Consider the following 17,782-nt stretch of genomic DNA (forward strand, 5'->3'; position numbering starts at 1 on the left):
TAATGTCTGTGTGTCAGGTTAGCACTTAGTTAGCAGGATTCCAGCACGAGATTAAATTGAAACCACTGATCGTCTTACGATCAGTGGTTTTTTTATATCGTTTATTAAGCAATAAACAATTTAGGAGTCTAAAGCTTGCGTGAGGTTAACCTAAACGGTATTTTATGCTCGTTAGGGCTTTCCTGTCGTTTTTTAGTGCTTATAGGTATATCTCATCATGATTACAGTCGCTTTAGTTGACGATCACGTTATTGTCCGTTCTGGCTTTGCTCAATTATTATCGCTAGAGTCAGATATGGTGGTTATTAGTCAATTTAGTTCAGCACAAGAAGCGCGTAATGGATTAGTTAAGCAGACTGTCGATGTATGTATTATTGATATATCAATGCCTAATGAAAGTGGCCTGACATTACTTGAAGATTTATCACGAAATATGGCGTGCATTATGCTTAGCGTTCATGATACTGCAACCGTTGTAAATAAAGCGTTATCCACAGGAGCAAAAGGTTATTTAAGTAAACGTTGCAGCCCTGATGAGCTTATACGCGCAGTGCGAAAGGTGGCAAATGGTGAACGTTATTTAGCCTCTGATATAGAAGCCCAATTGGGTACGACCGATCCTTACCAGCAATCTATAGCGTGTTTAACTAAACGTGAACGTCAAATTAGCGAAATGCTAGCTACTGGTTTAGATGTTAAAGCGGTTGCGATCGAATTAGGTTTGAGCCATAAAACCGTTCATGTACATCGTTCTAATGCAATGGATAAACTTAATGTTAGTAATAATGTTGAGTTAGCAAAGTATTTCCCACAAGAAGTATTGTAATGCGACATTATTTTCTCACGTCATTAGGCGGGTGTTTATTTTTTATTTGTAGTTGGTTTTGTTTGTGGGTAATTGCTTTTTATTTTGTGGGTGATCCTGCATTAGCTATTTTACTTTTCCCTTTTGCACTACGACTAGGAATAACGCTGCATACAGCAAGTCGTTATTGGATAATAATTTACGCGGCTGAATGGGGTTTAATTTTACTTCTTTCAAAAGTGCTTAATGATTTACCGTGGTGGCCTATTTTAATGGCGAGTGGTTTATCGTGGCCGTTATTATGGTATGGTCGGCGTTATTATTATGGCGAACAATGGCGACAGTTATTAGTAATGGCTGTCGTTATTCTATCCACTGCAAGTATTAATATTGCTATGGTGATCGGATTTGGTTCCATTGCCCAAATCGCCGTATCATCAGTAGGCATGATCTTCCTTATTAGTATAACGGGAGGGCTAATGTTGGTTCCAGCGTGCTATTTACTATGGAGCTTTTTATTTAATCGGTCATGGATTCCATTGACGGTTGCTTTAATTTCTCGACCATTAGAATTACGCCATCGTGATTTATGTTTATACGCTTTACTTTTTGTCGCTAATATTTTATTGCAAATAAACTTACCTGATGAATTAAGTCGTTTTGCTCCATTTTGTTTAGCGATACCTATTATTGTTTTTGCTTTTCGGCATGGATGGCAAGGTGCATTATTAGGGACGCTACTCAATAGTGTTGCATTAATAGCAGCAAGAAGTGGTGTCAGTAAGATGGAGATCACTGATTTACTCTTATCGTTATCAGCACAAAGTTTAACGGGGATTTTATTGGGTCTTGGTATTCAACGACAACGGGATCTTAATCATAAATTATCCGCTGAGTTAGGGCGAAATCAGGTATTATCACGGCAATTAATTAAAACTGAAGAATCGGTTAGGCGAGATGTTGCCAGAGAATTGCATGATGAAATAGGGCAAAATATTACCGCAATTAGAATGCAAGCGAGTATATTAAAACGTGTTGAAATAACACCTGTGACCCAGCAGTGCGCTTCTACAATCGAACAATTATCGCTCAATGTTTATGATACAGCGAAAGGTTTATTATCACGACTGCGTCCAAAAACATTAGATGATCTTGGTCTAGCTAAAGCGGTTGAGCAGGTTGTTTGCGATTTAAAATTGGAAGATAAAGGTATTGAGGTAGCAATGGCATGGGGCCATCATCAACAATTATTATGCGATACTACTAGCGTTACCTTATATCGTATTTGCCAAGAAGCATTAAATAATATCGCAAAGTATTCACACGCGACAGAAGTTATTATTGAATTAGAGATTGACCAAAAAATCAGATTACAAATTGAAGATAATGGGATTGGCTTTAAAGCTGAAGATGCATTTAAAGGCTTCGGTTTACGCGGTATTCGTGAGCGAGTTGAAGTATTGGGAGGGCAATGTTCAATAGTGAGCAATTATCATGATGAGTCCCAAAACATATCATTACCAAAAAAAGATGCAGGTACAACGCTGATAATCCTATTACCAATAGCATAATTCCAACGATAAATTAAATTTATATTTTTAGGTATAGTATGGCCGTAATATCACATTCAACAGTTGATCAACGCTATAAATATTGGCGTTTGCATATTATGGTTAGTATGTATATTGGCTATGCGGGATTTTATTTAACCCGTAAAAACTTTACTTATGCAATGCCGGCAATGATTGCTGATTTAGGTTGGGATAAATCAGATATAGGTATGATGGGAACTTTGTTTTATCTTACTTATGGCTGCTCAAAATTTATATCAGGTATGATATCTGATCGTTCCAATCCACGCTATTTTATGGGTATAGGTTTAATAGCAACCGGCGTTATAAATATCTGCTTTGGTTTCTCAAGTTCGATTATGGCATTTACGTTATTATGGATAGCTAATGCCTGGTTTCAAGGTTGGGGATGGCCTGCGTGTTCTAAATTGCTTACAAGCTGGTATTCACGTTCTGAACGTGGATTATGGTGGTCTTGTTGGAATACTGCTCATAATGTTGGTGGGGCGCTGATTCCTTTATTAGTTGGTTTTTTAACTGTGCATTATGGATGGCGCTATGGATTCTTTATTCCCGGCATAATAGCGATCTTTATTGGTTTTAGTTTATGTTGGCGTTTGCGAAATAAACCGACAGCGATAGGGTTACCAAGTATTGGGTTATGGCGTCATGACCATTTGGAAATTGCACAAGAAAATGAAGGAATTGATCTTACACAACGACAAATATTGTTTAAGTATGTATTAACCAATAAATACTTATGGCTACTTGCGATGAGTTATGTCTTGGTTTATATCGTTCGAACAGCGATCAATGACTGGGGAAACCTTTATCTAACGGAGCAGCATCATTATAGTTTGTTATCAGCTAATGGCGCGTTGTCATTATTTGAAGTTGGCGGTTTTTTAGGTTCATTAGTTGGCGGTTGGGGATCTGATAAATTATTTGGAGGCAACCGAGGTCCGATGATTTTATTGTTTGCAATGGGAATATTTTTAGCCGTTGCCGCACTATGGGTTATGCCAGTAACAAGTTATATATTGCAGTCGGGATGTTTTTTTGCGATAGGTTTCTTTGTCTTTGGGCCACAAATGTTAATTGGTATGGCTGCTGCAGAATGTTCTCATAAAGATTCAGTTGGTGCCGCGACAGGCTTTGTGGGTTTATTTGCTTATATGGGAGCTGCGTTAGCTGGATATCCACTGGCTATTATTATGAACTATTATCATTGGACTGGCTTTTTTGTTGTAATTTCAGTAGCTGCTGCTTTTATTGGGTTACTTTTATTGCCTTTTCTTAAAGTCCAAACCTCAGCGGCTCGTCATTCATCGTCATGTTAAGCGGCGGCGGCTTTATAGCGTCGTAATAAACCAATGAAATCAGCAATAGGACGATCGATAACGTCATCAGCAATAAAAAAGTCGAACCCTAATAATTCTCTGTTATAGCGCATTCGATTAGCAAGCATCGCTTGTAGCCCTATAAATTGTTCACCATCTTGAGTGATAAAAGGTGAGTCATCAAATAATATGTCTTCAAGCTGGTGATGTGAATCGACACTATATTTAAGTGCCATTATCAATAAAACCCGTTGTTCAAGTAATAATCTTGAGGCTACTCGGGGGCATATACTGCTAATAAAATTATCATAACTTTTTAAACGAATACCTATCCAGGGCAGGGATGTATGCCAGCCTTGTGTCCCAACAGTAGCATGACCTATATGTGTTACGTTGTGCCATGTTGTCGCCCAGCCACCATAGCGACTATGATATTGGCAATGCATAAAAGTTAACGTAAAACTTACACTTGGTGTAGTAATAATTTTAATCATTACTAACAATATAGTTACCATTAAAAATAGCACAATAAATATACTGATTGCTGATAATTTCGTATTAAAATAACTTAAAAAAGCGAGGCTTATAGTGATAACGATGATAACCAACCAGACATAATGTTTTGCAGTTATTTTGTCTGAATGAATATGAAGTGTCTCCATCACTGCCTCCTTACATCATTATTACTATTATAGTCACATTGTACCGTTACCCAATATCCATAAGTTGTATATATGCACTGAAGGCATTTCGATGGATATGCTGATTTTTAGCGTTATTTTTGCTATTAGTACGTCAAAATTCACCATTATTTGATGCTCACCTGTTAAGGATCATATTTATTGATGGATAAATAATCGTTTGCTGGTAATTGTCAAATAACCTTGGTATAAAACGCGCTCACTTTTTCTCGCTGAAAATAGTGGTGATCGAAAGTAGTGTAACGGAGTAAATAAAGTAATGAGAATTTCTCACAAACGTAATATCCAGCGTAAACTGCATAAACAGAAACCTCTTTTAACGAATACAGTCTCTGCAGCTAAAAATGTACAGAAAGTTGAAACAGCTATTGAAACAGCAGTTGTTGCTGAAGTTGTTGTCGCTTCTAAGCCTGTTGTAGCTTCTAAATCAGCTGCAACGTTAACACCTAAACAACAACAAGTTTTAGATATTATTGTTAAGCATACTGATGGATTAAATCCAAAGGGTATTGGTCTACAAGCTGGCCAAGAAGATGCAAAAGCAGCATCTTGGGCTACTGGTGCGTTAAAAAAATTGACTGAAGAAGGGTTAGTTGAGCGTATCCAAATGGCAGGGAATAAAGTGTTATATAAAGCACTTTAAGATATGCTTATCCCGCTTCTTGTTCAGAAGCGGGCATTTCTATGTTTTTCTTCTATTTCTCCTCTGCAATATGATTCTATTTCCCCTCATACTACAGTTATTATTTATACTATTATTATCTTTAATACATAAAACTGACGGTTATTTTTCACTCTGCTATAACTATTAATATGGAGAGAGACTCTCAAGGAGTACGTAGAATTCGGAGAAACTGATCTTATGACAATGATAAGTGCAAAGGAATTTTCTGGTTGGCTACTTGAACGGTTTGCAGATGAAACACAGGGAGTATCCCTCAGTCGCGAAGATATTAATATGCTAACTGGGAGACAAAGTTTTTCTCTCGGTTATATTCACGATATACATTATGAAGTTATGCGGCATGGAATGGCGTTTGTGACTGATACTACAAGAGAAATGTTTTATCTTGTACCAATAGCAGAGCGACCTTGGCGTAAGCAATTAGAGAAGCATTATGAACATGATCTTTATTGCAATGTACTGCCATTGAATAAATCAGGCTAATATTATTGGTGTCATTATAGTCGATAAAAAAGAGGATAATTATCCTCTTTTTATGGTTGTGTTAGGGACTATAGATTATAAAACTGCAGCAATTCCCTGACATAGTGGAAGCATATTTGATTTTGTCATGCCTGCAACACTGATGCGTCCAGAACCAACGATATAGATAGCAAACTCATCTTTTAGGCGGTTTACTTGATCTTTGTTTAGGCCTGAAAATGAAAACATGCCGTTTTGACGTTCAATAAAGCTAAAGTCTGCATCTACACCACATTGTTTTAATGTTGCAACAAAGAGGACTCGCATTTCTTGAATACGATCACGCATGTCAGCAACTTCTTGCTCCCATTCCGCACGTAATACCGCATCATTTAGAATTTGAGTTACAATTGCAGCACCGTGAGCGGGGGGATTTGAATAAATAACACGTGCAATTGATTTTACTTGGCTAAAAGAGACTGCTGCTTGTTCTGCATTTTTTGCGACTAAAGTAAATGCGCCGACACGCTCGTTGTAAAGACCAAAGTTTTTAGAGAATGAGCTTGCAACAAGTAGTTCGGGCATTTGATCTGCGAAGATACGTAATCCTTGAGCATCTTCTTCAACACCGTAAGCAAAGCCTTGATAAGCAAAGTCAAACATTGGTAGTAAATCTTTTTCAAGGCAGAGTTTAGCCAAGGTTTGCCATTGTTGATTGGTAGGATCAATACCGGTTGGATTATGACAGCAACCGTGAAATAGTACTACATCACCAGCATTGGCTTGACTTAAATCAGCAATAGTTGCCTCAAAATCAATGTCTTTTGTTTGAGCATTATAGTAACCGTAAGTTTTAGTTTCTAAACCTGCAGCACCAAATACACCGTGGTGGTTGGCCCATGTTGGGTTACTAATCCAAACTGTAACATTACCTAACTGGCGTTTGATAAACTCAGCAGCAACGCGTAGTGCTCCTGTACCACCGGGTGCTTGTGCGGTTTGAATACGCTTTTCGGCAATAAGGGTTGAGTCAGCCCCGAAAAGTAGCTGTTGTACAGCAAGGCCATATTCAGGCGTACCTGGAATACTAAGGTAAGATTTAGTCGTTTCTTGTGCTAGTAGGATTGCTTCTGCTTTTTTTACTGTCGCTAAAACAGGTGTGTTACCTGCTTCATTTTTGTAAATACCCACGCCGAGGTTAATTTTATGTGTTCTAGGATCAGCTTTAAATTCTTCTGTTAAACCGAGAATTGGATCAGCGGGTGCTGCTGTAATCTTTTCAAACATATCGTTCATCCATGGGTAATTAAATAGTTATATGCCTATTTATACCCTTAGTGATGGAAGTTTGACAAGAGGATGCAACAAATTTGTGAATTTATATTTATAGTTTTTAGTATATTTGTATGATCGCAAGCATAATAATCTCTGATTGTTGATGCTGAATTGAATTTATCCCTATTTAAATAATGGTAACTTGATTACGGCCATTATTTTTTGAATGATAAAGAGCCTGATCTGCGGCTTTATAAGCATCGTTAAAATGTAGACTCGTTGCACTAATTCCGCCAATGGAAACGCTGATATCAATATCTGATATAGGATATAACGCAATTGAGTCACAAATTTGTTGTGCTTTTTTTGTGAGTTGTTCACTATTCATTTTTGGAAAAGAAAGCATAAATTCCTCTCCACCCCAACGAATCGCGATATCATTTTTACGGATACAATTATTAATGCGTTTTGTCACCCCACGAATAACCTCATCACCAACTTCGTGGCCATAGGTATCATTGACTGTTTTAAAGTGATCTATATCGATGATCAATAAATTAAAATCAGCTTGATTCAGCAGTTTTGCTTCATAGTAATCACGGCGATAAAAGCGAGTCATTTGGTCATAACGTAAAATATAATTTTTATTAGCAATGAGCTTTGTTAGTGAGTGGTATAAAAACATTAATAATATAGAGGGTAAAAAGGTGAATTTAAACAAAGTATAAAAATTAATCCCTAAATTAATAGGATCAACTTCTGAACATGGTAATAACTCACTTTTTTGATAAAGGTTATTATCTTTCATACTAATAATTGTTATTTTATTACGGTTATATTTTTTTAATATGTTTTTGAATATTGAGTTATTAATATCAATAGCTAATAAAGCGTCTAGTTTTTTATTGTTATATATAGGGAAATAAACAGTACGCAGAATTTCATTTGTACCTTGTTCTTTATATATGTCTGTTAATTTTATATTACAACCATAAAATGATTGATAGGTATCTGTTAGGCCTTCATTTTTAACAATAGAGTTAAGTACAACGTGGTCATAGAGTTTTAAATAAATAGATCTAAGTGGGTCAAAATGTGAGTATTTCGCCGAAGTTTCAAAAACAGCCACTGTCCAAATATGATTTTCAGTTATTTTATTTATTTGTAAACGTAGTTTATTTATACCTGTAGATAATATTTTAGCTTGCGTTGGTGTATTTACGACTACAGAAACACCATTAAATAAATATTGCCCTTTTTTTAAATCCTCTGTGCCAGTATTATTATAAAATGAACCAAACCGACGCGCACCTGAGTAAACATTCTCTAATGTAGTAATATATTTTTGATGTAATTTATTAATATTAAAAATATTATAAATTAGATATAAGCTAGAACAAACAATGAAAAATAAAGTAAAAAGCTTTAAATTTGAAAGTGATTTTTTTAAAAAGCTATTTAAATTTATAATCATTACTATCCATAGGTACTAAAGAGTCGTCGAGGCTGCATTTTATATATTCATATCATAGATTAAAATGAAAAATACACATCATAACCATAAAGGATTTTTATTGATATAGTCTTAATACCCCAGTGGAATAATAAGGGCGCTTATCATAGTCTCATTATCTAAATTGATGATTATATAATCATTTATAGGATTATTCAGCAATGGTGTACTGATTCCTTCCCTGATTTTTGGAAACATACAGTGCTTTATCTGCAGCTTTATAAGCATCATTAAAATTAATATCTGTTGCAGATATACCACCAATAGAAACCGTAATACTAAGGTTTAATATAGGAACTGACGCTATTGAATGGCAGATTTGTCCTGCTTTAATATGCAATTGTGGAGGAGTCATATCTGTAAAAGTAATGATAAATTCTTCGCCTCCCCAACGAACTGCAATATCTTTAGTTCGAATAGAATTATTAATTCGTTGTGCAACGTGACGTATAACATCATCACCAACTTCATGACCATAGGTGTCATTAATTTTTTTAAAATGGTCAATGTCTATTATTAATAAATTAAAATTACGCTGTTTTAACCATTTTTTTTCATAATAATCACGACGATAAAAGTTTGTCATTTGATCTCGTTGTATATTATGTCTTTTTTTAACTAAATAAATATTAAAGTAGCTATATAAAATAGTTAATAATAAAGCAGGAAAAAAGACGACTTTAAATACAGATAAGATATTAATCCCAATACTGATAGGATTTAATTGTGAACAAGGGAGTAACCCTTTTATTTTATAAATATTACTATTGTCATTCATATTGATCATTGTTAAATAACTCTTATTATATTTTTTTAGAGCTTCAGAAAAAACTTTAGTCTTTATATCGATAGCTAATAATGCATCAAGATGCATTTTATTATAAATAGGGTAGTAAAGGGTTCTAATTCTCGTTTGTGAGCCATCTTCAATATAACTTTCAGTTAGTTTGAGATTACAGCCATAAAAAGATTGATAAGTATTTGTTAAACCCTCTCGTTCAACTATGCGATGCATAACAGAATTTTCACCATATTTATCAAATTGATCCAAGTATTCTGGTCTGATAGGATCAAAATGAGCATAGTCAGCAGGGTTTTCAAATACGGCAATCGTCCAAATATTATTATTAGTGAGTTGGTTTAATTCTGAACGTAATTTACTTATGCCGTCGGAAAGTATTTTTACTTTACTTTTTGTATTAACAATTAATGAAACATTACCTGTTGTATAGATACTTTTGTGTTTATATTCTTCTGGGGAATTGTCGTAATATGATCCAAAACGACGGGTGTAGGAATATACAGCTTGAATTTTAGTAATATATTTTTGATGAAATTTTTCAATATGATAGATATTATAAATTAAATAAAGACTAGAGAACATACAAAAAAATAAAGCAAAAATTTTCAATAGGGTAAGAGGGTGCTGATTAGTATTTTTATTACTTGTTCTCATAGGATACTTCGTTGCATCAGCAGCTTATATATTCTGCGCATGAATTGTTTTTCGAAATTTAATCCATTTTTGAAATTAAAGCAATAATTATAAGTTTTATGGGTATTTTATATTCACTTGTAGCATATGATTGCAATAAAAAAGCCACTCGAAAGTGGCTTTTTAGACGTCTAATTCAATATAAAAATTAGAAGTTTGCTGAGCGTGGTGTACGTGGGAATGGAATCACGTCACGAACGTTACTCATACCTGTTACGTAAGAAACTAGACGCTCAAAGCCAAGACCGAATCCTGCATGAGGAACAGTGCCATAACGGCGTAAATCACGGTACCAGCCCATATGTTCAGGGTCGATACCCATCGCAATCATACGTGCATCAAGAATGTCTAAACGCTCTTCACGTTGTGCACCACCAATGATTTCACCAATACCTGGTGCAAGAACATCCATAGCAGCAACAGTTTTACCGTCATCATTTAAGCGCATGTAGAAAGCTTTAATGTCTTTCGGGTAGTTCTTAACGATAACAGGTGCTTTGAAGTGTTCTTCTGCAAGGTAACGCTCATGCTCAGAAGACATATCAATACCCCACTCAACGTCGAATTCAAATTTCTTACCAGAATCAATAAGAATTTGGATTGCGTCAGTGTAATCAACTTGTGCGAAATCAGCGTTAACAAATTGCTCAAGACGAGTGATAGCTTCTTTATCAATGCGAGAAGCAAAGAACTCAAGATCATCACGACGCTCTTCAAGAACAGCGGCGAAAACGTACTTAAGCATATCTTCAGCTAGTTTTGCGACATCGTTTAGATCAGCAAAAGCAACTTCAGGTTCAACCATCCAGAATTCTGCTAGGTGACGACTCGTATTTGAGTTTTCAGCGCGGAATGTTGGACCGAAGGTGTAAACCTTGCTTAATGCACACGCATAAGCTTCTGCATTTAATTGGCCAGAAACTGTTAGGAACGTTTCTTTACCAAAGAAATCTTTATCGTAATCAACGCTGCCTTTGTCATCTAAAGGAAGGTTGTTTAGATCAAGTGTTGATACACGGAACATTTCACCAGCACCTTCACAATCAGATGATGTGATTAGTGGTGATGACGTCCAGAAGAAGCCTTGCTCGTGGTAAAAACGGTGAATTGCTTGTGATAGGCAGTTACGAACACGTGCTACAGCACCAATTACGTTAGTACGTGGGCGTAGGTGTGCAACTTCACGTAAATACTCAATTGAGTGGCGTGTTTTTGCCATTGGGTAAGTGTTAGCATCTTCTACCCAACCAACAACTTTAACGGCTGTTGCTGCTAGCTCAAAATCTTGACCTTTAGCAGGAGAGGCAACAATAGTACCAGTGACTTCAACAGAGCAACCAGTTGTTAATTTAAGTACTTCTTCCTGGTAATTATTTAACTCATTAGAGACCACGGCCTGAATCGGGTCGAAACAAGAGCCGTCATAAATGGCAAGGAAAGAAATTCCAGCTTTGGAATCACGACGTGAACGGATCCAGCCACGGACAGTAATTTCACTGTCAACCGCTAGCTTACCGCTTAATACGTCTGTTACAGGCGCGTAAGTCATGTTTAAGTCATTCTCCGTTTAGGCACTCACTTTGGAATTAAAGTATTACGTGCTTAAAGATATCGTTGTATAAGTAATATTACCTTTCTTACGTCAAGCATCAAGCATTGATCTCATTAGATTGATAAATTGATGTGGGAAAGAGGTAATTTATACATGGGGTTGGTTAAGAAATGATCATTTTGGCAATGATAAGCAAACTAAGTCTTATCATTGCACTATTATTTGTTGAACTACATTATGGTGAGTAATGAGTTGGTATTAAGCAATCGCTAAATATTTATGAGTTTGGATTGATAAACGCCAGTTACGGGTAATGCAAGTTGAAATGCATAATTCAGTTGCGCGTGGCTTTTGACTGATAGGCTGCAAGGCGATAGTAACATCGTTACGTAATGTTGCCGTTGCTAGCAGAGCGTCTAATTGATCAATATCTTTATGAGTACCAACTGGGTGTTTAACTTCGTTAGCACGAGCTAAAGCAGATGTTAATACTGGCAATTTTGCTTTCATATTGATTTTTGGTGATACCGTAACCCAAGTATTATCACTGGTTAAGATATCTGACGTACCACTGGTCTCAATTTGACAATTAAAGCCTGCTGTCTCTAATGCAGCAGTGAGCGGACGTAGATCATAGATGCAAGGCTCACCACCAGTGATTACCACGTGTTTGGCTGTATAGCCTTGCTTTATTAATAGATCGACAACGCCATCAGCATCAAGTTGTGTCCAAAGTGGAGAGTCTTCTGTTTTTACCATGATGCGTTCAACGCTGACTAAATCTTCAGGTTCAGCTGTCCATGTTTGTTTAGTATCACACCATGAACAACCAACAGGGCAGACTTGTAAACGAACAAAAATAGCTGGGACGCCGGTGAATACACCTTCACCTTGAATGGTTTCGAAGACTTCATTTATTTTGTACACGTGGAACCTCGTATTCTCTTACCGCTACTCTTGTCATTACAATTTAGACATCATAATAAATGCCGTTTAGTAAAAGTACGTGCAGAGATTAAATTTGCTAGTCGAATTTATACTCGACGAAATGTCGATTTATTATTATGTCAGAAGCGAAAGCGGAAGTCTTTAGGGATTCCTCGTGACGCCTGTCACGTCCTGAGTACAAGACACTTCACAATTAGTTCGCAAAGTAAAAAAATTAGAAACTAAATGATATTTATCACTGTTTTCCCCTAGGAGTATCGACATGTACGTCGCTCAGCCAGGTCATATTGATCATATTAAAAGAAATAATGCCGGGAGCGTATATAAACTTATTGATCTCTACGGGCCTATTTCGCGGATTGAATTATCTAAGCGTAGTCAATTAGCACCCGCAAGTATTACAAAGATCACCCGAGAATTAATCGAAGCGCATTTGATAAAAGAGACACAATATCAAGAATCTACTAGTCGAGGACGACCTGCAATAGGGCTAGTTCCTGCCAATGAGGGTTGGCAGTTTTTATCAATCCGATTGGGCCGAGGCTATTTAACCATCGCCTTGCATTCATTGAGTGGTGATATATTAGTTGAAGAACGTCAAAATATTAAGCAATTAGAGCAAGATGATGTCGTTGCTAAATTATTGACTGAAATTAATGTTTTCTTTGCCAATCACGTCAGTGCTCTTGATCGTATTTCAGCAATTGCCGTTTCATTACCAGGGTTAGTGAATGCAGCTGAAGGTATTGTGTTACAGATGCCGCATTACAGCATCAAAAACTTACCATTGAGTGATGTCATTCATCAGGCGACAGGGTTACCAGTATTTGTTGGCAATGATACTCGTTCATGGGCTTTAGCCGAAAAGTTGTTTGGTAATTCACGAGGTATATCAAATTCTATTTTAGTATCAGTGCATCACGGTGTTGGGGCAGGGATTATTTTAGATGATACTGTGCTTCAAGGTCGTACTGGTAATATTGGTGAGCTTGGACATATTCAGATTAAACCTTATGGTAAACGCTGTTTTTGCGGTAATCATGGATGTTTAGAGACGGTTGCGAGTTTATCTGCGGTATTGGAGCAAACATTAGTCCGTTTACAAGAAGGGCATACGTCGACATTGACAGCATCCAAATTGACCATTGAAGCCATTTGCGATGCTGCCGTTGCTGGCGATACTCTTGCTCGTCAAATTATTATTGATCTTGGGCATCACCTAGGCCAAGCGATAGCGATTATGGTGAATTTGTTTAATCCGCAACGGATCTTAATTGGGGGCGAATTAAATCGCGCTAAATCGGTATTATATCCGGCGATTATGGAATGTATTATCGCTCAAACACTGCCTATTTATAATCGCGATTTAGAACTTCAAGAAAGTTGTTTTTATACTCAAGCAACCATGCCTGGTGCGGCTCTAGTAAAACAAGCGCTGTATGACGGCCATTTACTAATGAAACTTGTTGATGGCTAAAATTGCTCTTTAATTTCCATGTAGCTCTCTCGTATATGTTCAATAAGAGCTTGAATACGTTTGGCTGGTTTACGGGTATAAGGGTAAACAGCATAGATACCGACAACTTTACCAGCATGCGCTGCTAAGACTTCGATCAGTTGCCCTTGTTGTAATTCGTCATACACTAAACACGTCGGTAAATATGCAATGCCATTGCCCGCTAGCGTGACTTTTTTTAATGCTGCGGCATTATCAGATGAGAAGTTACCACTTACTTTATGGGTATAAATTTTATTTTGGCGAATAAATTGCCAATCAAATGGCCCTGAACTTTGAGGGTTGTAGCCTAAGCAATTATGACTATTTAATGCTTTGGGTGTCTCAGGTATACCATGTTGCTCAAAGTAGCTGGGAGAAGCGCAGATAACCCACCGAGAATTAAAAATATGTCGCGCAATCAGGCTTGAGTCTTCAAGATAGCCTGTACGAATAACCAGATCATAATTATCAGCAACCAGATCAACAAAATGATTATTAAGCGACATATCAACTGTTAGTCCTGGATGTTTTTGGCAAAAAGTAGAGACCGCGTTGGCCAGTACTAATTCACCTGAGATCGTCGGGACTGACATGCGTATTTTGCCTGAGAGTGCTTCACTGTAACCCGTTACTGAATCAAAAGCGGTTTGTGCAATATTGCTGATACTTTTCGCTCGATGATAGAGTACTTCACCCGGTTCAGTAAGCGTCAGTTTACGAGTGGTTCGATAAATAAGTTGTAGTCCTAAACTCGTCTCAAGCTTGCTAATGCGTTTGCTGACGACAGATTTAGTGATGTTATTGAGTTCAGCAACTTTACTGAACGATCCATGTTCAATAACTTGAGTAAAAAGAACGAGATCATCAATGGCTGGCATGGCATTATTCCAATAGTCGGCTTATTGCCGAATTATACGCGAAAAAAAACGCAGTCCGATAACTGCGTTTTTTCATATTCCCGTTTAAGTGCTTAACCACTAGCATCCTGCTAGTTTGATTATCACTATTGGTGATAGGTAAAATTACATATCATCAATAATGATGTAGGTGGCAAAGACGGGCCCATGCACACCAACAACCTTGATCAGCTCGATATCTGCTGTCGAACTAGGACCTGAAATAAAATTAACACATGATGGTATACGTTCACCATTGAGTGCTTTTTGATGTAATACTTCTGTCGCTTGGGTTAAGCGAGGAACAATATTACTTTTAGGTACAATAAAAACAGACGCTTCAGGGAGCAAACTTACAGCTCGACCTTGCGCAGCTTGGCTATAAAGTACCATTGTGCCTGATTCTGCTAGTGCCTGTTCGGCAAATACTACGCCGACTTTAGCTCGTTCTGCAACTGCAATATTTGCCTCGTAGCCTGCACTATGATCCCAAATATAAACACTGTGCTGTTTTTCAGTCAAATCTTTCGGGTTTATAATATTTAGCAGACGATTATCTGCTGTAAAGATAGTTTCACCGATAGGATTTAGCTCTTCACCATTATCTGTGCAATATTGGAAACATACATTACGTAGTGTTTCTGTGAGCTTATCTTTAGTTGTAACAACTGCTTGTGATGCTAATGTCGTTTCAGTGTAGTCAACTAAAATGGTTTTTAGCTCATCTGAACTTTTATCAGCAAAAACGTCTTTGTGGCAGTTATATTTTAAGTTTGGGCGAGCTACAGGTGTAGTAATACGCTCACGACCAAGTTGTTTAGCGATATTATCAAGGAAACTATCGCGGTTAAAAATGCGTTGCTCTGACATGCGGAAGCCCCTTATTTGTCGTCTCTATTTTTGAACCAGCTACGGAATGATTGACCAGCAGGTTCGGGTAAATCACGAGTTTGTGTCCAAGCATTGAGCAAGCCAACTTTGAACGGTAATTTGCCATTTTTAATCAGTTTTCCAGCGATAATTGCGCCCATTTTAACTGTTTTATCCCAGATGAAAGGGTGGGAGTTGACAAAGTTAAAGCCAGTGATAGCTGCACGCTCAGCTGGAGCCGTGATTTTTTCTTCACCCATAATTTGACGATGTTTTAGCAATAAATCAGACAGTGGGATTTTCACTGGACAAACGTCATGGCAAGCGCGGCATAATCTACAAGCGTTAGGTAAGTCTTTAAAGTCTTTATAGCCGCCAAGTAGTGGTGATAATACAGCACCAATTGGGCCTGAGTAGATTGAACCGTAAGATTGGCCACCAATATGACGGTAAGCTGGACAAGTGTTAACACATGCTGCACAGCGGATACAACGAAGTATTGAACGGAACTCTGAGCCTAAAATCTTTGAGCGACCGTTATCAACAATAACTAAATGGAACTCTTCAGGGCCGTCACAGTTATCATCTTCACGAGGACCGGTTAGCGCGGTAACGTAACCTGTTAACGGTAAACCAACTGCGCTACGACAAAGTAGGCTTGCAACAATATCAAACTCTTCAAACGTAGGAACAATACGCTCCATACCCATGACAGCAATATGTGTTTTAGGCAGGCTAGTTGCAAGACGAGCGTTACCTTCGTTAGTAACTAAGGTGACAGTACCTGATTCGGCAATGGCAAAGTTACAGCCAGTAATACCGATTTCCGCTTCAAGGAAGTCATGACGAATATGCTCACGGACAAAGCGGGTCATTGCTTCAGGATCAGATGATCCTTCATAACCGAGCTTTTCTTTGAACACTTCGCGAATTTGAGTACGATTTTTGTGTAATGCTGGTACAACAATGTGCGATGGCGCATCGCAATCGTCAACTTGTAGAATATATTCGCCTAAATCGGTCTCGATGATTTCACAATTATTGCGTTGAATCATTTGGTTCATGCCGATTTCTTCGGTCACCATTGATTTTGATTTTACAATTTTCTTTGCGTTCTTTTTCTTAACAATGGTTTCGATGTAATTGGTTGCATCTTCTGCTGTGGCGGCAAAGAATACATGACCACCATTTTTTTCTACATTTTCGCTAAGTTGTTGTAAGTAGTAGTCTAGATTTTCAAGCACATGGTTACGAATATCCATGCCCATTTCACGCCACTCTTCCCAATTACCTAATTTTTCAGCGGCAACAGCACGACTTTTGAACATCCGTTCTTGTGCGTTGGCAACGGCGGCACGCATCGATTCGTCTTTCATTTTTAGATGAATACGATCTTTAAATTTAACGTTGCTAGTTTTCATTGACATAATAATGACCTCTTAACGACTCATCAGCACATCAACAATGTGCATTACTTTAATAGGTTGACCTTCACGGCTAATACGACCACCAATATTTAGTAAGCAGCTAATATCAGCACCAATCAAGAAGTCAGGTTTTACAGCACTAATGTGTTGTACTTTTTCTGTTACCATTTCACCTGAAATTTCAGACATCTTGACTGAGAATGTACCGCCAAAACCGCAACACGTTTCTTGGTTATCAATGGGTAGTAGTTCAAGCCCTTCAACGTTATTCAGTAAAATAAGCGGCTCTTCACGTACGCCTAATTTACGGATAAGGCTACAAGAGGGGTGATAAACACCTTTACCTTCAAGACGAGCACCAACATTTTCTACGCCTAATTGACGTACAACAAATTGGGTTAGCTCAAATAAACGGTCAGCAACTTTTTTCGCTCGTGCTGCCCACTCTGGCTCATCTTCTAAATAATGTGGATACTTTTTTACAGAAGCGGCACATGAACCTGCAGGTGTCACAATCGGATAATCGTTGATTTCGAAAGCTTCGATCATACTTTTCATTGCGGGTTTGCTTTTTTCTATATAGCCACTATTTAGTGCGGGTTGACCACAACAACCTTGGCGTTCAGGAAAGATCACTTCACACTCTAGTTGTTCAAGCAGTTGTACGGTCTTTTTAGCAACCTCTGCTTTTACGGTATCGCCAAGACAAGTGACAAAAAAGTTTACCTTCATTTTATTGCTCCA

At 37.5% G+C, this 17,782-nt stretch carries 16 protein-coding genes; 6 read left to right on the top strand and 10 right to left on the bottom strand.

Annotation, left to right across the window (positions count from 1 at the left end; translation table 11 throughout):
* The first annotated feature begins 217 nt into the window (after positions 1–217).
* The 3 genes from uhpA to uhpC are packed head-to-tail and all read left to right on the top strand — an operon-like array spanning position 218 to position 3,716.
* A complete protein-coding gene (gene uhpA, locus C0W29_RS10340; protein WP_045041540.1) occupies positions 218–826 on the top strand; it encodes a transcriptional regulator UhpA in 609 nt (202 codons plus the stop codon).
* Positions 826–2,376: a signal transduction histidine-protein kinase/phosphatase UhpB gene (gene uhpB / locus C0W29_RS10345; RefSeq protein WP_045044391.1), complete on the top strand. Its 1,551-nt coding sequence runs from the start codon at positions 826–828 to the stop codon at positions 2,374–2,376. The genes uhpA and uhpB overlap by 1 nt, the downstream gene beginning before the upstream one ends.
* Before the next feature lie 38 nt (positions 2,377–2,414).
* The gene (gene uhpC / locus C0W29_RS10350) at positions 2,415–3,716 is read left to right on the top strand and encodes an MFS transporter (protein ID WP_045044392.1); all 1,302 of its coding nucleotides are present in this window, start codon (positions 2,415–2,417) and stop codon (positions 3,714–3,716) included.
* Here the strand turns inward: uhpC and C0W29_RS10355 are convergent.
* Positions 3,713–4,378, bottom strand: a complete 666-nt coding sequence (locus tag C0W29_RS10355) for a DUF2982 domain-containing protein (RefSeq protein ID WP_045044393.1) — start codon at positions 4,376–4,378, stop codon at positions 3,713–3,715. The two genes, uhpC and C0W29_RS10355, sit on opposite strands and share 4 nt — an antisense overlap.
* Before the next feature lie 298 nt (positions 4,379–4,676).
* Between C0W29_RS10355 and C0W29_RS10360 the strand changes: the two genes are divergently transcribed.
* A complete protein-coding gene (locus tag C0W29_RS10360; RefSeq protein WP_045041536.1) occupies positions 4,677–5,060 on the top strand; it encodes a hypothetical protein in 384 nt (127 codons plus the stop codon).
* Positions 5,061–5,279: 219 nt separating this feature from the next.
* Positions 5,280–5,585, top strand: coding sequence for a hypothetical protein (locus C0W29_RS10365; protein ID WP_036795192.1), 306 nt, complete (start codon positions 5,280–5,282; stop codon positions 5,583–5,585).
* A 75-nt stretch (positions 5,586–5,660) separates the two neighbouring features.
* Here C0W29_RS10365 and C0W29_RS10370 read toward each other — a convergent pair whose 3' ends face one another.
* From C0W29_RS10370 to queE, 5 genes are all read right to left on the bottom strand, one after another.
* On the bottom strand, positions 5,661–6,851 hold the full coding sequence (locus C0W29_RS10370) for an amino acid aminotransferase (RefSeq protein WP_036795191.1): 1,191 nt from the start codon (positions 6,849–6,851) through the stop codon (positions 5,661–5,663).
* Positions 6,852–7,026: 175 nt separating this feature from the next.
* A complete protein-coding gene (locus tag C0W29_RS10375) occupies positions 7,027–8,313 on the bottom strand; it encodes a GGDEF domain-containing protein (protein ID WP_045044394.1) in 1,287 nt (428 codons plus the stop codon).
* 190 nt (positions 8,314–8,503) lie between these two features.
* The gene (locus C0W29_RS10380; RefSeq protein WP_045041534.1) at positions 8,504–9,808 is read right to left on the bottom strand and encodes a GGDEF domain-containing protein; all 1,305 of its coding nucleotides are present in this window, start codon (positions 9,806–9,808) and stop codon (positions 8,504–8,506) included.
* Between the two features lie 187 nt (positions 9,809–9,995).
* The gene (gene asnS, locus C0W29_RS10385; protein WP_036795185.1) at positions 9,996–11,396 is read right to left on the bottom strand and encodes an asparagine--tRNA ligase; all 1,401 of its coding nucleotides are present in this window, start codon (positions 11,394–11,396) and stop codon (positions 9,996–9,998) included.
* A 261-nt stretch (positions 11,397–11,657) separates the two neighbouring features.
* Positions 11,658–12,326 (bottom strand): 7-carboxy-7-deazaguanine synthase QueE, encoded by a 669-nt coding sequence (gene queE / locus C0W29_RS10390; RefSeq protein WP_045044395.1) that lies wholly within the window; start codon positions 12,324–12,326, stop codon positions 11,658–11,660.
* 283 nt (positions 12,327–12,609) lie between these two features.
* On the opposite strand from queE, the gene mlc reads away from it, so the two are divergent.
* Positions 12,610–13,824, top strand: coding sequence for a sugar metabolism global transcriptional regulator Mlc (gene mlc / locus C0W29_RS10395; protein ID WP_045044396.1), 1,215 nt, complete (start codon positions 12,610–12,612; stop codon positions 13,822–13,824).
* On the opposite strand, the gene C0W29_RS10400 is transcribed toward mlc, so the two are convergent.
* The 4 genes from C0W29_RS10400 to C0W29_RS10415 all read right to left on the bottom strand — a co-directional run bounded on the left by C0W29_RS10400 (position 13,821) and on the right by C0W29_RS10415 (position 17,770).
* Positions 13,821–14,723, bottom strand: coding sequence for a LysR family transcriptional regulator (locus C0W29_RS10400; RefSeq protein ID WP_045044397.1), 903 nt, complete (start codon positions 14,721–14,723; stop codon positions 13,821–13,823). The two genes, mlc and C0W29_RS10400, sit on opposite strands and share 4 nt — an antisense overlap.
* Before the next feature lie 144 nt (positions 14,724–14,867).
* On the bottom strand, positions 14,868–15,611 hold the full coding sequence (locus C0W29_RS10405; RefSeq protein WP_045041530.1) for a LutC/YkgG family protein: 744 nt from the start codon (positions 15,609–15,611) through the stop codon (positions 14,868–14,870).
* Positions 15,612–15,622: 11 nt separating this feature from the next.
* Positions 15,623–17,038: a LutB/LldF family L-lactate oxidation iron-sulfur protein gene (locus C0W29_RS10410; protein WP_045044398.1), complete on the bottom strand. Its 1,416-nt coding sequence runs from the start codon at positions 17,036–17,038 to the stop codon at positions 15,623–15,625.
* A gap of 12 nt (positions 17,039–17,050) precedes the next feature.
* Positions 17,051–17,770 carry a (Fe-S)-binding protein gene (locus C0W29_RS10415; protein ID WP_036795177.1) on the bottom strand — a complete coding sequence of 240 codons (720 nt, stop codon included), beginning with the start codon at positions 17,768–17,770 and terminating at the stop codon, positions 17,051–17,053.
* Positions 17,771–17,782 lie beyond the last annotated feature (12 nt).

Source organism: Photobacterium kishitanii (assembly GCF_003026355.1).
Lineage (GTDB): Bacteria > Pseudomonadota > Gammaproteobacteria > Enterobacterales > Vibrionaceae > Photobacterium > Photobacterium kishitanii.

Coding starts and splice junctions, on each gene's coding strand:
- uhpA (WP_045041540.1), top strand. CDS start 218: ATGATTACAGTCGCTTTAGTTGACGATCACGTTATTGTCCGTTCTGGC.
- uhpB (WP_045044391.1), top strand. CDS start 826: ATGCGACATTATTTTCTCACGTCATTAGGCGGGTGTTTATTTTTTATT.
- uhpC (WP_045044392.1), top strand. CDS start 2,415: ATGGCCGTAATATCACATTCAACAGTTGATCAACGCTATAAATATTGG.
- C0W29_RS10355 (WP_045044393.1), bottom strand. CDS start 4,378: ATGGAGACACTTCATATTCATTCAGACAAAATAACTGCAAAACATTAT.
- C0W29_RS10360 (WP_045041536.1), top strand. CDS start 4,677: ATGAGAATTTCTCACAAACGTAATATCCAGCGTAAACTGCATAAACAG.
- C0W29_RS10365 (WP_036795192.1), top strand. CDS start 5,280: ATGACAATGATAAGTGCAAAGGAATTTTCTGGTTGGCTACTTGAACGG.
- C0W29_RS10370 (WP_036795191.1), bottom strand. CDS start 6,851: ATGTTTGAAAAGATTACAGCAGCACCCGCTGATCCAATTCTCGGTTTA.
- C0W29_RS10375 (WP_045044394.1), bottom strand. CDS start 8,313: ATGATTATAAATTTAAATAGCTTTTTAAAAAAATCACTTTCAAATTTA.
- C0W29_RS10380 (WP_045041534.1), bottom strand. CDS start 9,808: ATGAGAACAAGTAATAAAAATACTAATCAGCACCCTCTTACCCTATTG.
- asnS (WP_036795185.1), bottom strand. CDS start 11,396: ATGACTTACGCGCCTGTAACAGACGTATTAAGCGGTAAGCTAGCGGTT.
- mlc (WP_045044396.1), top strand. CDS start 12,610: ATGTACGTCGCTCAGCCAGGTCATATTGATCATATTAAAAGAAATAAT.
- C0W29_RS10400 (WP_045044397.1), bottom strand. CDS start 14,723: ATGCCAGCCATTGATGATCTCGTTCTTTTTACTCAAGTTATTGAACAT.
- C0W29_RS10405 (WP_045041530.1), bottom strand. CDS start 15,611: ATGTCAGAGCAACGCATTTTTAACCGCGATAGTTTCCTTGATAATATC.
- C0W29_RS10410 (WP_045044398.1), bottom strand. CDS start 17,038: ATGTCAATGAAAACTAGCAACGTTAAATTTAAAGATCGTATTCATCTA.
- C0W29_RS10415 (WP_036795177.1), bottom strand. CDS start 17,770: ATGAAGGTAAACTTTTTTGTCACTTGTCTTGGCGATACCGTAAAAGCA.